At 73.7% G+C, this 14,383-nt stretch carries 13 protein-coding genes; 12 read left to right on the plus strand and 1 reads right to left on the minus strand.

The window, feature by feature from the left end; translation table 11 throughout:
- Nucleotides 1–138 precede the first annotated feature (138 nt).
- From ACIO3R_RS23680 to ACIO3R_RS23720, 9 genes are all read left to right on the plus strand, one after another.
- Entirely contained in the window at nucleotides 139–1,800 is a 1,662-nt protein-coding gene (locus ACIO3R_RS23680) for an AMP-binding protein (RefSeq protein ID WP_402108458.1), read from the plus strand.
- Between the two features lie 67 nt (nucleotides 1,801–1,867).
- A complete protein-coding gene (locus tag ACIO3R_RS23685) occupies nucleotides 1,868–3,034 on the plus strand; it encodes an acyl-CoA dehydrogenase family protein (protein WP_402108460.1) in 1,167 nt (388 codons plus the stop codon).
- Nucleotides 3,031–4,002, plus strand: a complete 972-nt coding sequence (locus ACIO3R_RS23690; protein WP_402108463.1) for a bifunctional MaoC family dehydratase N-terminal/OB-fold nucleic acid binding domain-containing protein — start codon at nucleotides 3,031–3,033, stop codon at nucleotides 4,000–4,002. The genes ACIO3R_RS23685 and ACIO3R_RS23690 overlap by 4 nt, the downstream gene beginning before the upstream one ends.
- Nucleotides 4,002–5,120: an acyl-CoA dehydrogenase family protein gene (locus tag ACIO3R_RS23695; protein WP_402108466.1), complete on the plus strand. Its 1,119-nt coding sequence runs from the start codon at nucleotides 4,002–4,004 to the stop codon at nucleotides 5,118–5,120. The genes ACIO3R_RS23690 and ACIO3R_RS23695 overlap by 1 nt, the downstream gene beginning before the upstream one ends.
- On the plus strand, nucleotides 5,117–5,551 hold the full coding sequence (locus ACIO3R_RS23700) for a MaoC family dehydratase (RefSeq protein WP_385036020.1): 435 nt from the start codon (nucleotides 5,117–5,119) through the stop codon (nucleotides 5,549–5,551). Before ACIO3R_RS23695 ends, ACIO3R_RS23700 begins: the two co-directional genes overlap by 4 nt.
- On the plus strand, nucleotides 5,548–6,732 hold the full coding sequence (locus ACIO3R_RS23705) for a lipid-transfer protein (RefSeq protein ID WP_402108469.1): 1,185 nt from the start codon (nucleotides 5,548–5,550) through the stop codon (nucleotides 6,730–6,732). The genes ACIO3R_RS23700 and ACIO3R_RS23705 overlap by 4 nt, the downstream gene beginning before the upstream one ends.
- On the plus strand, nucleotides 6,729–7,592 hold the full coding sequence (locus ACIO3R_RS23710; RefSeq protein WP_402108471.1) for a MaoC/PaaZ C-terminal domain-containing protein: 864 nt from the start codon (nucleotides 6,729–6,731) through the stop codon (nucleotides 7,590–7,592). The genes ACIO3R_RS23705 and ACIO3R_RS23710 overlap by 4 nt, the downstream gene beginning before the upstream one ends.
- Nucleotides 7,585–8,394, plus strand: coding sequence for a 2-keto-4-pentenoate hydratase (locus ACIO3R_RS23715; protein ID WP_402108474.1), 810 nt, complete (start codon nucleotides 7,585–7,587; stop codon nucleotides 8,392–8,394). Before ACIO3R_RS23710 ends, ACIO3R_RS23715 begins: the two co-directional genes overlap by 8 nt.
- Nucleotides 8,395–8,496: 102 nt before the next feature.
- Complete coding sequence (locus ACIO3R_RS23720; RefSeq protein WP_385036024.1) at nucleotides 8,497–9,423, plus strand: 3-oxoacyl-ACP reductase; 927 nt, start codon at nucleotides 8,497–8,499, stop codon at nucleotides 9,421–9,423.
- A 42-nt stretch (nucleotides 9,424–9,465) separates the two neighbouring features.
- On the opposite strand, the gene ACIO3R_RS23725 is transcribed toward ACIO3R_RS23720, so the two are convergent.
- Complete coding sequence (locus tag ACIO3R_RS23725) at nucleotides 9,466–10,077, minus strand: TetR family transcriptional regulator (RefSeq protein WP_385036025.1); 612 nt, start codon at nucleotides 10,075–10,077, stop codon at nucleotides 9,466–9,468.
- A gap of 68 nt (nucleotides 10,078–10,145) precedes the next feature.
- On the opposite strand from ACIO3R_RS23725, the gene ACIO3R_RS23730 reads away from it, so the two are divergent.
- The 3 genes from ACIO3R_RS23730 to ACIO3R_RS23740 all read left to right on the plus strand — a co-directional run bounded on the left by ACIO3R_RS23730 (nucleotide 10,146) and on the right by ACIO3R_RS23740 (nucleotide 14,373).
- The gene (locus tag ACIO3R_RS23730) at nucleotides 10,146–11,813 is read left to right on the plus strand and encodes an FAD-dependent oxidoreductase (RefSeq protein ID WP_402108477.1); all 1,668 of its coding nucleotides are present in this window, start codon (nucleotides 10,146–10,148) and stop codon (nucleotides 11,811–11,813) included.
- 109 nt (nucleotides 11,814–11,922) lie between these two features.
- The gene (locus ACIO3R_RS23735; protein ID WP_402108479.1) at nucleotides 11,923–12,717 is read left to right on the plus strand and encodes an SDR family NAD(P)-dependent oxidoreductase; all 795 of its coding nucleotides are present in this window, start codon (nucleotides 11,923–11,925) and stop codon (nucleotides 12,715–12,717) included.
- 63 nt (nucleotides 12,718–12,780) lie between these two features.
- The gene (locus ACIO3R_RS23740) at nucleotides 12,781–14,373 is read left to right on the plus strand and encodes a FadD3 family acyl-CoA ligase (protein ID WP_402108482.1); all 1,593 of its coding nucleotides are present in this window, start codon (nucleotides 12,781–12,783) and stop codon (nucleotides 14,371–14,373) included.
- The last annotated feature ends 10 nt before the right edge of the window (nucleotides 14,374–14,383 follow it).

Genomic DNA, 14,383 nt, shown 5'->3' on the forward strand with positions numbered 1-14,383 from the left:
CCGACCGCGGCTAGCGTCGCCACCGGCGCGGCGCGGACCGCGACCCCGCCCGACCGCGGGCGCCACGGCCGTCACCCGACGCGACCCGTCCGCGTACCGACACCGGCAGACCCGGGCACCGGGTGAGAGGGACCGACGTTGCCACACGAGACCATTGCCGACCTGCTGCTCGCCCGGTCCGGGGACGACCGCCCGGGGCTGCTGACCCGTGAACGCACCTGGACCTGGGACGAGGTGGTCGAGGAGAGCGCGGCCCGCGCCGCCTGGGCCGAGAAGCTGCGCACCGACGGGCCGTTCCACATCGGCGTACTCCTGGACAACGAGCCGGAGTACGTCTTCTGGCTCGGTGCCGCCGCCCTCGCTGGCGCGGCCGTCGTCGGCATCAACCCCACCCGGCGCGGCGCCGAACTCGCCCGGGAGGTACGGCACACCGACTGCCAGGTGATCGTCACCGACCGGGCGGGCGCCGCGCTGCTGGACGGCCTGGACATCGGAGTGGACCGCGACCGGTTCCTCGTCGTCGGCACACCGGAGTACGGGGCCGGCCTCGCCGCCCGCACGGACGCGGTCCGGCCCGCACGCGCCCCCGACGTCACCGCCACCACCCGGATGCTGCTGCTCCTCACCTCCGGCACCACCGGCGCGTCGAAAGCGGCGATCTGCTCCCAGGGCCGGCTCGCCGCCCTCGGCGCCTCCAACTGTGCCAAGTACGACATCACCCGCGCCGACACCTGCTACTGCCCGATGCCGCTGTTCCACGGCAACGCGCTGATGGCCCTGTGGGCCCCCGCCCTCACCGCGGGCGCCACCATCGCCCTGCCCCGCAAGTTCTCCGCGTCCGGATTCCTCCCCGACGTCCGCCGCTTCGGGGCCACCTACTTCACCTATGTCGGCAAGGCGATCGGCTACATCCTGGCCCGCCCCGAGACCGGACAGGACGCCGACAACCTGCTCACCCACGCCTTCGGCACCGAGGCGTCCCCCGAGGACGCGGCCCTGTTCCTGCGGCGCTTCGGCTGCCGTCTCGTCGAGGGCTACGGCTCCAGCGAGGGCAGCGGCATGCTCAGGCGGGCCCCCGAGGCACCCACCGGGGCGCTGGGCATCCCCGCCCGGCCCGGCGTCCGGATCGTCCACCCCACGACCCGGACGACCTGCCCGCCCGCGGAACTCGACTCCTACGGGCGGGTCCGCAACCCGGAGGAGGCCGTCGGCGAGATCGTCGACACCGAGGGCGCCGCCCGCTTCGAGGGCTACTACAACAACGAGGCGGCGAACGCCGAGCGTGTCCGGCACGGCTGGTACTGGACCGGCGACCTCGGATACGTCGACGAGGCCGGCTACTTCTACTTCGCCGGCCGCTCCGGCGACTGGATACGGGTCGACGGCGAGAACACCTCCGCCCTCCTCACCGAACGCGTCCTGCGCAGGCACCGGGGCGTCGTCGCCGCCGGGGTCTTCGGCGTACCCGACCCGCGCTCCGGCGACCAGGTCATGGCCGCCGTCGAGATCGCCGAGGGAACCCGCTTCGAGGACCTGGACCTGCCCGCCTTCCTGGCCCGCCAGGAGGATCTGGGCAGCAAGGGCGCCCCCCGCTTCGTCCGCGTCTCGCACGCGCTGCCCACCACCGGCTCCAACAAGCTGCGCAAGAAGGAGATGCAGCTCGAGGGCTGGCGCACGGACGACCCGGTGTACCGCTGGGCGGGCCGGGGCGAGCCCGCATACACGCTGATGACCGACGACGAGAAGGCCCTGCTGCGCGGGGAGTTCCTGGCCAACGGGCGCGCACGCTTCCTGCCCTGACGGCGCGCCACCCGCCCGGCCGGCTCCGCACGTCCGCCCCGGCGGCGACATCCAAGGAGAACCACACATGCAACTGCGCGAGAGCGCCGCGCACCAGGAGCTGCGGCGGGAACTGCGGGCGTACTTCTCGGGTCTGATGCCCGAGGACGAACGCCGTCGTACCGGCGAGGAGGGCGTGGGCGGCGACCGCTTCCGCGAGGTCGTCAAACGGCTCGGCTCCGACGGCTGGCTGGGGATCGGCTGGCCCACCGAGTACGGCGGCCAGGGCCGCCCCGCCGAGGACCAGTACGTCTTCTTCGACGAGGTCCAACGGGCCGGCCTGCCCTTCCCGTTCGTCACGGTCAACACGGTCGGCCCGACCCTCATGGCCCACGGCTCCGAGGAGCACCGCAAGCGGTTCCTGCCCGGCATCCTCTCCGGCGACATCGTGTTCGCGATCGGCTACACCGAGCCCGCCGCCGGCACCGACCTCGCCTCCCTGACCACCCGGGCGGTCAGGGACGGCGACACCTACCTCGTCAACGGCAGCAAGATCTTCACCAGCGGTGCCAACACCGCCGACTACGTATGGCTCGCCGCCCGCACCGACCCGGACGTCCCCAAGCACCGGGGCATCTCCATCCTGATCGTGCCGACCACCGACGCCGGCTTCTCCTGGAGCCCCATCCGCACCGTCGGCGGGATGGTCGTCACCGCGACGTACTACAGCGACGTACGGGTCCCGGCCACCGACGTGGTCGGTGAGGTGGACGGCGGCTGGCGGCTGATCACCGCGCAGCTCAACCACGAACGCATCGGCCTCGCCGCCCTCGGCGGCCGCATGATCCAGCTCTGGGAACGGGTCCTGGACTGGGCCGGAGAGAACGGCACGGCCGAAGTGCCCTGGGTGCGGCAGGAGTTCGCCCGCACGTACGCCCGGCTGGAGGCGATGCGGCTGATGAACTGGAAGATGACCGCGGCCGTCGCCCGTGCCACGCTGACCGGCGCCGACGCGGGCGCCGCCAAGGCGTACGGCACCGAGACCCACATCGACGTCCAGCGCGGACTGACCCAGATCCTCGGCGCGGCCGGGCGCATCCGGCCCGAATCGCCGGGCGCGGTCCTCGCCGGGCAGGTCGAACAGCTCTCCCGGCAGGGCATCGTGAACACCTTCGGCGGCGGCGTCAACGAGATCCTGCGCGACATGGTCGCGACCCAGGGACTCGGACTGCCGCGCAAGGGGCGTGGCGCATGACCGGGCAGGGCGGGCACGGACCGGGGTACGAGGAGCGGCTGCGGGCCTTCACCGGACGCGAACTGCGCGCCCCCACCCCGGCCCAGGACCCGGTCAACCAGCCGATGATCCGGCACTGGGCCGAGGCCATGGGCGACACCAACCCGGTGTACACCGACGACGCGGCGGCCCGCGCCACCGGCCGCGACGGAGTGGTGGCACCCGCGTCGATGGTCCAGGCCTGGACGATGCGCGGCTACGCGGCCACCGTCGCCGCGAAGCCGGGCGACCCGAGCGCCTTCGACGAACTGGTCGCCCTCCTCGACGAGGGGGGCTACACCTCCGTGGTGGCCACCGACTCCGAGTTCACCTTCCTGCGGGAGCTGACGCCGGGCGACCACGTCGCCGTGCGGGAGACCGTCGAGTCGGTCTCGGCCCGGAAGCGGACCGGCCTCGGCCCGGGACGGTTCGTCACCACCCTCAAGACGTACACCGACCAGCACGGCGAGACCGTCGCCACCCAGCGGTGGCGGACCCTGAGGTTCCGCCCGGAGCCCGGTGAAGCCCCGCCGCCGGTCCTCGCGCCGAGGCCCCGCCCCGCGGTCAACCGCGACAACGCCTTCTTCTTCGAGGGCGCGAACCGGCACCGGCTGCTCATCCAGCGCTGCGCCGACTGCTCCGCCCTGCGCCACCCACCGGGCCCCTGCTGCCCGCAGTGCCGGTCACTGGAGTGGGACACGGCCGAGGCCTGCGGTCGCGGCCGGGTCTACAGCTTCGTCGTGAACCACCACCCGCGCCACCCCGCCTTCGAGTCGCCGTATCTCGTCGCCGTCGTCGAACTCGCCGAAGGCACCCGGCTCATCACCGGCCTGACCGGTGTCGCACCCGAGGACGTCACCATCGGCATGCCCGTGGTCCTCGACTGGCTCGACGCCGGCCCCGAACCGACCCTGCCGGTGTTCCGGCCCGCCCCGACGGAGGCGCCCTGATGGATTTCTCCCTGGGAGAAGAGCTCGAAGCGGTACGTGACCTGGCCCGGGAGATCCTCACCGACCGTGCCACGCCCGAGCGGCTGCGCGAGGTGGAGAACTCACCGACGCGCGTGGACGAACGGCTCTGGGCGGACCTGGCCGCGGCCGGACTGCTCGCGGCCGTGCTGCCCGAGGAGGACGGCGGCGCGGGGCTCGGCATGGCCGGACTCTGTGTGCTCCTCCAGGAACAGGGCCGGCAGGTGGCCCCGGTGCCGCTGTGGCCCGCGCTGACCGGTGCGCTGACCGTGGCCGCGTACGGCACCCGGACCCAGCGGTCCGGGCTGTTGCCGGGCCTGGTGGACGGCAGCGCCCGGCCGACCGTCGCCCTGGAGGAGTTCGGACCCGCCGATCCGCTCAAGCCCCGGACGGCCGCCGTCCGGGACGGAACGGGCTGGCGGCTCAGCGGCGTCAAGGCCGTCGTGCCGGCGCCGGCGGGTGCGCGGCAGGTGCTGGTGACCGCCGCCACGGGCGACGGGCCGGGCGTCTTCCTGGTCCGCCCGGACGCCCCCGGGGTGAGCCGGGAGTACGCCGAGACCACCAGCCACGACATGAGCGCCCACCTCACCCTCGACGGCGCCCCCGCCGAGGCCGTCGGCCCGCCGGGCTGCGGAGCCGTGGAACACCTCGTCCGCAACGCGTCCCTGGCCCTGGCCGCCGTCCAGGCGGGCGTGGCCGACGGGGCGCTGGCGCACGCGGCCGCCCACCTGCGCGGACGCGAACAGTTCGGCCGCCCCCTCGCCACCTTCCAGGCCGTGCAGCACCAGCTCGCCGACTGCTACATCGACATCGAGGCGATGCGGGTCACGCTCTGGCACGCGGTGGACGCGCTGGCCCCGCCCTTCGACGCCCGGGCAGCCGACCGCGCCGCCCTGGTCGCCAAGTGGTGGGCCACCGAGGGCGGCCTGAACACCGTCCACCGGGTCCAGCACGTCCACGGCGGCATCGGCGTCGACACCGACTACCCGGTGCACCGCCACTTCCTGTGGGGCAAGCAGATCTCCACCACCCTGGGCGGTGCCGGCGCCGACCTCGAACGCCTCGGTGCCCTGGTGACCGGCGGGGCGGTGACCGAGTGACCCCGCGGCCCGGCACCCGCGGCTATGCCGGGGTGGCCGTCGGGGACGTACTCCCCGAGCTGTCGATCCCGGTCACCCGCACCCTGATCGTCGCCACCGCACTCGCGAGCCGCGACTACCAGGACGTGCACCACGACCCCGCACTCGCCCGGGAACGCGGCTCCAAGGACATCTTCATGAACATCCTGACCAGCAACGGCCTGGTCGACCGGTACGTCACCGGCTGGGCCGGTCCCGCCGCCGTCGTCCGGGCCATCCGGATCAGGCTCGGCGCCCCCAACCACCCCGGCGACACGATGGTGCTCACCGGCACGGTCACCGGGAGGTCGGACGAGGACCGCAGCGTCGAGATCGCCGTCCGGGGCACCAACAGCCTGGGCGCCCACCTCACCGGGACCGTGTCCGTGCGACTTCCCCTGGAGGCGCGATGAGTACGTCGACCGGGCTGTCCGGGGCCGCCGCCGTGGCCGGTATCGGCGCCACCGAGTTCTCCAAGAACTCCGGCCGCAGCGAACTCCGGCTCGCCTGCGAGGCCGTCCTCGCCGCCCTCGCCGACGCCGGGCTGCGACCCCGCGACGTCGACGGGCTGGTCACCTTCACCGCGGACACCAACTCCGAGATCCACGTGGCCCGCAACACCGGGATGGGCGATCTGACGTTCTTCTCCCGCATCGGGTACGGCGGCGGGGCCGGCTGCGGCACCGTGCAGCAGGCGGCCATGGCCGTGGCCACCGGGATCGCCGACGTGGTCGTCTGCTACCGGGCGTTCAACGAGCGGTCCGGCGAGCGGTACGGCCTCGGGCAGGCCGACCGGCCCATGGACACCACCGCGGACCGGGCCGCCTACGCCTGGATGACCCCGTTCGGGCTGAGCACCCCCGCCCAGTGGGTCGCCATGTTCGCCCGCCGCTATCTGCACGAGTACGGCGCCACCACCGACGACTTCGGCCGGGTCGCCGTGGTGGACCGCAAGCACGCCGCGAACAATCCGGCCGCCTGGTTCCACGGCCGCCCCATCACCCTTCAGGACCACCGCGACTCCCGCTGGATCGCCGAACCGCTGCGGCTGCTCGACTGCTGCCAGGAGACCGACGGCGGCCAGGCCCTGGTGATCGTCTCCGCCGAACGCGCCCGCGACCTCCCCCGCCCGCCCGCGGTGATCCGCTCGGCCGCACAGGGACTCGGGGCCGACCAGCACATGATGACCAGCTACTACCGCCCCACCATCACCGGCATTCCCGAAATGGGCCTGGTGGGAAGGCAGTTGTACGGGCAGAGCGGACTCGGGCCCGACGACATCGACGCGGCGGTCCTCTACGACCACTTCACCCCGCTGGTCCTTCCCCAACTGGAGGAGCTGGGCTTCTGCGAGCCCGGTGAGGCCAAGGACTTCATCGCCGACGGCCACCTGGAGCTCGGCGGCCGGCTGCCCTTCAACACCCATGGCGGGCAGCTCGGCGAGGCGTACCTGCACGGCATGAACGGCATCGCGGAGGGCGTCCGGCTGATCCGCGGCACCTCGGTGAACCAGCCCGACCGGGCCGAGCACGTCATAGTCACCGCCGGCACCGGAGTCCCCACCAGCGGTCTGGTCCTGGGGGCCGACCGATGACCGTCTCCGCGTGGCAGGGCCGCGAACTCGGCACCCGTACGGTCTCCTTCACCGCGCGCGACGCGATCCTCTACGCACTCGCGGTCGGCGCACCCGCCGACCGGCTCGACCTGGTGTACGAGGAGCGTCTGCGGGTGCTGCCCACCTTCGCGCTGACCCTCGCCCAATGGGCGCCCGACGCCCTCGGCGCCCTCGGTGCCTTCGACGTCACCACCGCCGTGCACGGCAGCCAGCACCTCCTCGTGAAGCGGCCGCTGGAGGCGTCGGGCGAGCTGACCACGACGGCACGGGTCGCCCGGGTCAGGGACAAGGGATCGGCCGCCGTCTTCGACGTGGAGGTGTCCTGCGCGTACTTCACGGCGACCTGGTCGGTCTTCGCCCCCGGCGCCGGCGGCTTCGGCGGCGAACGCGGTCCGTCCGCCCCGCGCCGCCCGGACCGGCCGGCCTGCCACACCCGGACCGTGGTCACGCACTCCCGGCAGGCGGCGCTCTACCGGCTGCTCGGCGACCGGCATGCCATGCACATCGACCCGGCGGCGGCGAAGGCCGCGGGGATGCCGCGGCCCTTCCTGCACGGACTGTGCACGCTCGCCACGAGCCTGCTGCCCCTGGCCGGTGACCTCGGCGCGCACCCCGCCGGTCTCGTGGAACTGGAGGCCCGGTTCGCGGCGCCGGTCTTCCCCGGCGACCGGCTCACCGTGCACGGCTGGGACGACGCCGGGGGCGAGGGCGGCGTCGAGGGGCGCGGGGCCGCCGTGCGCTTCGAGGTGGCCGCCGCCGACGGCCGCACGGTGCTCTCCGGCGGCCGCGCCCGGTTCGCCACCGACCCGACCACCCAGGAGGAGACCCCCGATGATTGAAACCGCGCAGCGCGCAGAGGCCGCCGAGGTACTGTGGGCCGCGCAGCGGGACCGGACCCCGGTCGACCCGCTGACCACCGGCTACCCGGCCATCGAGGCGGCCGACGCCTACGAGATCCAACTGATCAACATCCGGCGGCAGTTGGCCGAGGGGCGCACCGTCAGCGGGCACAAGGTCGGGCTGTCGTCGAAGGTCATGCAGCAGATGATGGGCGTGGACGAACCCGACTACGGCCATCTGCTCTCCGACATGGTGCTGCCCGAGGGGACCCCCGTCGGGACCGACCGCTACTGCGCCCCCCGGATCGAGGTCGAGATCGGGTACGTACTCGGCCGGAGCCTGCCCGGGGAGGGATGCACCGCGGCGGATGTCCTCGCTGCCACCGAGTACGTCGTCCCGAGCATCGAACTCATCGACAGCCGGATCAAGGACTGGCGGATCGGGCTCGCCGACACCATCGCCGACAACGCCTCGTCCGCCGGCGTCGTCCTCGGCTCCGCCAGGGTCCGGCCGGGCAGCCTGGACCCGGCCGACATCGACGCGGTGCTGTACCGGGGCGGCGAGGAGATCGCCCGCGGCAACACGAGCGCGGTGCTCGGCGACCCGACCGAGGCCGTCGCCTGGCTGGCCCGCAAGGTGGCGTCCTACGGGGTGGCCCTGGAGGCCGGACACGTCATCCTGCCGGGCTCGTGCACCAGGGCGGTCGACGTACGGCCGGGGGACGAGTTCCGCGCCGAGTTCGAGGGGCTCGGCTCCGTCTCGGTCGGCTTCGTCCACTCAACGGGACAGCACCGGCCCTAGAACTGAAATCGATACTAGTTTCGGCGGCCGGGGCGGACCCCGCGACATTCCCGGGGCGCGCCCGCGTATCCATCGGCTCGACGGAACACGGAAAGAGGCAGCATGAGCGCGACGAACACCCTGGAGGGGCGGACCGCCGTCGTCACCGGTGCCGGAGCGGGGCTCGGCCGCGCCGAGGCCCTGGCACTCGCGGCCCTCGGCGCCCGGGTGGTGGTGAACGACATCGGTCCGTCGGCCGACGACGTGGTCGCCGAGATCAAGGCCCTGGGCTCGGAGGCGGTGGCGGTCAACGGTGACGTCGGGGACTGGTCCATGGGCGACCGCCTGGTGCAGGCCGCCGTGGAGACCTTCGGCAGCCTGGACATCGTCGTGAACAACGCGGGCGTGCTCCGGGACAAGATGCTGTTCAACCTCACCGAGTCCGACTGGGACGACGTCATCCGGATCCACCTCAAGGGCCACGCCGGTGTCTCGCGCGCCGCCGCGGTGCACTGGCGCGCGGCGAGCAAGGCGACGGGCGCCCCGGTCTACGGCCGCGTGGTCAACACCTCGTCCGAGGCCTTCCTGTTCGGCGCACCCGGCCAGCCGAACTACTCCGCCGCCAAGGCCGGCATCACCGCGCTGACCCTGGCGACCGCACAGGGACTGGCCCGCTACGGTGTGCGCGCCAACGCGATCTGCCCGCGGGCCCGTACCGCCATGACCGCCGACGCCTTCGGCGAGGGCGTACCGGCACCGGGCGGCCTCGACATCATGGCCCCCGAACGGGTCGCGACCCTCGTCGCGCACCTCGCCTCACCGGCCGCCGACAACATCAGCGGGCAGGTGTTCGTCGCCTACGGCGACATGGTCGCCCTGCTCGCCCCGCCCACCGTGGAGGAGAAGTTCATCGCCGCCGACGGCACCTTCACCCCCCAGGAGCTCGACGCCCGGCTGACGCCGTACTTCAGCGGCCGCGACCCGCACCGCACGTACGCCGCCCACAGCGTCGCCGGACTCGACACGACGGGTACCCAGCCGGCCCCGTGAACCCGCGGGCGCACCCGGCCGGCGCGCCCTCCGCCGGCCGGGTCAGCCGGCGTCCGGGCCGGGAGCCAGCAGCAGATGGCACGCCATCCGCAGATCGGCGTCGGCCTCCTGCGGGGTGAGCCGCTCGTTGAGCCGGGACTGCAGAACCCCGTACCAGAGCAGGATCAGCAGCCGCAGCCGGGCGATGTGGTGATCCGTGGGCTTCTCCACGCCCCACGCCCGCAGCAGCAGGTCGAGGAAACCCGAATCGATCCGCGCCAGGTCCGGAACGGTCGTGGCGCGGGCCGCGTTCGCCGACTGGATCATCGCGGTGGCGAGGGCCGGTCTGCGCAGCAGATTGCGGGTGGCGCTGCCCAGCGTCTCGAAGACGGCGTCCTCGGGGCGGGTGTCCGGCGCACGGTCGGGGACCCGCGCCGCGAATCCCTCGATCTGGTCGGCCATCAGCGCGGTGAACAGATGGGTCTTCGACGGGAAGTACCGGTACAGGGTGGCGATCGCCACCCCCGCGGACTTGGCGACCTCGTGCATCTGCACCCGCTCAAGACCCGTCGAGGCGGCGATGTCCGCCGCCACTCTCAGGATGCTCTGACGGCGTGCGCGCTGCCGGGGCGAAGTGGGCTCGGCCCCCGCCCTGGCCTCGGCGATTCTGGGCACGCTCTCCCTCCCGGCGCTCGGTTGGCAATGGTGCTCCAGACAATACGCCGGGCCAGGTTCCGCGTCAGGTGCCGACCGCCCCCGCCCGTACCGGTCAGCGGGACCGCCCCCGCGCCCGCCGCCCCGGAGGCGGTCTGCTGGGCCCTCACACCACCGAGCGGCAGGAGGGCACCCCCATGCGGGACGGCCGGCAGGAATGGGACGCCACCCACGACGTGATCGTCGTCGGGTCCGGTGCGGGAGCGCTCACCGGGGCCCTGGCGGCCGCGGCGGACGGCCTCGACACCGTCGTACTGGAACGGACGGCGCTGCTCGGCGGCACCTCCGCCTACTCCGGGGCGGCCTGCTGGCTGCCCGGCACCCAGGTGCAGGAGCGGGCCGGACTCGACGACTCCACCGAGGCGGCCGGAGCGTACCTGCGGGCCCTGACCGGCGACGCCGAGACGGAGCGCCTCGAGGCGTTCCTGCGGCACGCGCCCGAACTGGTCGCCCGGCTGGAGGACGACCCGGCCCTCGCGTTCGAGTGGCGCGCCTTCCTCGACTACGTCGCCGCTCCCGGCCGGATGGACGCCGGACGCTCCTTCGTACCGCTCGACCTGGCGCCGGAGCTGCTCGGTGAGCTGCTGCCCCTGGTGCGCCCGGCGGTCGACCGGGACCGCGCGGGCCGGGAACATCCGGCCGGGCCGCTGAGCGCGGGCCGCGCCCTGATCGGCCGGCTCCTGCTGGCCGCCACCCGTACCGGGAACGCGCGGATCCGCACCGGGCACCGGGTCACCGGGCTGGTCACCGAGGACGGACGCGTCACCGGCGTCGAGGCCCGGACGCCGCGAGGCACGGTCCGGGTAGGGGCCCGGCGCGGTGTCCTGCTCGCCGCGGGCGGCTTCGAGGGCGATGCCGCCCTGCGCGCCGAGCACCGGGTGCCGGGCAGCGCGGACTGGAGCATGGCGCCCCGGGGGACCAACACCGGGGAGGTGCTGCGTGCCGCCGTCGCGGCCGGTGCCGCCACGGGCCTCATGGACGAGGCCTGGTGGTGCCCGGGGACCGAACTCCCCGACGGTTCGGCCGCGTTCACGCTCGGCCTGCGCGGCGGCCTGGTCGTGGACGGTACGGGGCGCCGGTTCGCCAACGAGTCGCTGCCGTACGACCGCATGGGCCGGGCCATCGCCGCCGCCGGGGGAGCGGCGGACTCCGTCCACCTGGTCTTCGACTCGCGGGAGGGCGGCGCGCTGCCCGCCATCACCGTGCCGCCCGCCGACCCCGCGCGGCACCTGGCGGCCGGCACCTGGGTGCGGGCTGACTCGCTGCCGGAGCTCGCCGCCCTCATCGGCGTACCGGCCGGCGCGCTGACGGACACCGTCGGCCGCTTCAACGGCTTCGCCGCCACCGGGACCGACGAGGACCACCACCGCGGCGAGGACCCCTACGACCTGTTCTTCGCCGACAGGAACGCCCCGGGGCCCAACCCGTGCCTGGTCCCGCTCGACCGGCCGCCGTACTACGCGGCCCGGCTGGTCCTCGCGGACCTCGGCACCAAGGGCGGACTCCGCACGGACGCCCACGCCCGCGTCCTCGACGCCCAGGGCCGTCCGCTGCCCGGCCTGTACGCGGCCGGGAACACCAGCGCCTCCTTCACCGGCCGGGTGTACCCGGGCCCCGGCGTCCCCCTCGGCACCGCCATGGTCTTCGCCTCCCTCGCCGTGCGGCACATGACGCGGCGGTCCGCCGACCCGGCCTGACCAGGGGCGGGCGCCGCCGTCCCGGCCAGTGGGATCCCCGACGGCGCCGCCCCGACGGCCGTTCTACGGTCACGGCACCGCCGGCCAGGACAGAAGGACGAGGTATCCGATGCCGAACAAGAGCGAGTACGGGCCGTGGGCGGTCGTCGCCGGAGGATCCGAGGGAGTCGGCGCCTCGTTCGCCGACCGGCTCGCGGACGCCGGGATCAACGTGGTGCTGATCGCCCGCACCCCCGGCCCCCTGAACGAGACCGCCGACCGGGTACGGGCCAAGGGCGTCGAGGTCCGCACCCTCGAACTCGATCTGCTCGACCCCGGCGCCCTGGCCGCCGTCCGCGCGGTCACCGACGGCCTGGAGGTCGGCCTGCTGATCTTCAACGCGGGAGCCAACAGCTACGGCCATGAATTCGTGACCGGCGACCTGGCCCGGGTACAGGGCGTCCTCGATCTGAACATCACCGCGCAACTGGCCCTCACCCACCACTTCGGCGCCCTGATGAAGGACCGCGGCCGGGGCGGCATCCTGCTCGTCGGCTCCCTGGCCGGCTACCTGGGCCAGGCGCAGATCAGCGTGTACTCGGCGGCCAAGGCCTTCAGCCGCGTCTTCGCCGAGGGGCTGTGGCTGGAACTGCGGCCGTACGGCGTACACGTCCTGGAACTCGTCCTCGGTGTCACCCGCACCCCCGCCATGGAGCGCGCGGGGCTGCGCATGGACCTGCCCGGACTGAACGTCGCCGAGCCGGACGACATCGCCCGTGAGGGCCTGGAACACCTCGCCGACGGCCCGGTGCGGGTCGCCGGCGGCAACGCCGGGGCGGCGGAGAAGCGCAGCGGATTCCCCCGCGCCGACCTGGTCCTGGAAGCCCACGAGGCCTCCAAGCGGCTTCTTCCGCCCTCCTCCTGACGGGTCGTCACCGTCTGTCCCCTCCCGCGCTCACCGCGCAGGCCCGCCCCTCCCGGAGAGCAGATGAGCGAGACCGAACACCCCCTCACTATCCCCGGCGCCCTCGACCTCGCCGCGAGCCGGCACCCCGGCCGGGACGCGGTCGTGGACGGTGACGTACGGCTGACCTGGGCGCAGTTGCGCGACCGGGTACGAGCGGCCGTGAAGTCGCTGCTCGCCCTCGGCACCCGCCCCGGCGACCGGATAGCCGTCTGGGCGCCCAACAGCCACCGCTGGGTGGTGGCCGCACTGGCCGCCGCATCGGCCGGCGCGGTGCTGGTGCCCGTCAACACCCGCTACAAGGGCACGGAGGCGAGCTGGCTGCTGGAACGCGGCGGCGTGCGCCTGCTGTTCGTCGACAACGGCTTCCTGGGCAAGGACTACCTCGCCATGCTGGGAACGGGCCAGGCGCAGGACGACGGCGGACGGCCGGTGGCGGAACTGCCCCTTCTGGAAAAGGTGGTGACCTTCGACGGCATCGAGCGCCCCGGCACCCTGCCGTGGGACGGCTTCCTCCGGTGCGGCGAGCCGCTGCCGGACACCGAGGCCACCGCCCGTACCGCGGCCGTGCACCCCGACGACCCGTCCGACCTCCTCTTCACCTCGGGCACGACCGGCCGCCCCAAGGGCGCCCTGACGACGCACCGGCAGAACCTCACCACGTACCGGGCCTGGAGCAGCCGCACCGGAGTCACCGGCGACGACCGCTGTCTCGTCGTCAACCCGATGTTCCACTGCTTCGGCTACAAGGCCGGGGTACTGGCCTGCCTGCTGCGGGGCGCCACGATGGTGCTGCAGCCGGTGTTCGACGTGGACCGGGTCCTGCGCGCCGTCGAGGCCGAACGGATCACCGTGCTGCCCGGCCCGCCCACGATCTACACCGAACTGCTCGACGCTCCCGGCCGGGAGCGGTACGACCTGTCGTCGCTGCGGCTGGCGGTGACCGGCGCCGCCATAGTGCCGGTGGCGCTCGTACGGCGGATGCGGGCCGAACTCTTCCCCGAGGTGCTCACCGCCTACGGGCTGACCGAGACCTGCGGCACGGTCACCGTGTGCTCGGCGGACGACGACGAGACCGTCGCCCGGACCGCGGGCCGCCCCATCGACGGCACCGAGGTGCGCGTGGCCGACGGTGCCCGGCACCCGCTGCCGGCCGGGCAGGACGGCCGGATCCTGGTCCGCGGCTACCACGTGATGCTCGGCTACCTGGACGATCCGGTGGCGAGCGCGGCGGCCGTCGACGCCGACGGCTGGCTGGACACCGGCGACGTCGGACACCTCGACGCACGCGGCAACCTGGTGATCACCGGACGGTCGAAGGACATGTTCGTGGTCGGCGGGTTCAACGTCTACCCGGCGGAGGTCGAGCAGGTGCTCGCCGGGCACGACGCCGTCGCCGAGGCCGCCGTGGTCGGAGTCCCCGACGCGCGGCTCGGGGAGGTCGGACGCGCGTACGTGACGGTCCGGCCGGGCACCGGGACCGGACCGGACGAACTCGTGGGCCACTGCCGCGAGCTGCTCGCCAACTTCAAGGTGCCCCGCGAGGTCGTCGTCCTCGGGGCCCTCCCGCGCAACGCCACCGGCAAGGTGGACAAGGCCGCCCTGCGGACGATCTGACGGACACACC

The sequence above is a fragment of the Streptomyces sp. NPDC087428 genome (assembly GCF_044744085.1).
Lineage (GTDB): Bacteria > Actinomycetota > Actinomycetes > Streptomycetales > Streptomycetaceae > Streptomyces.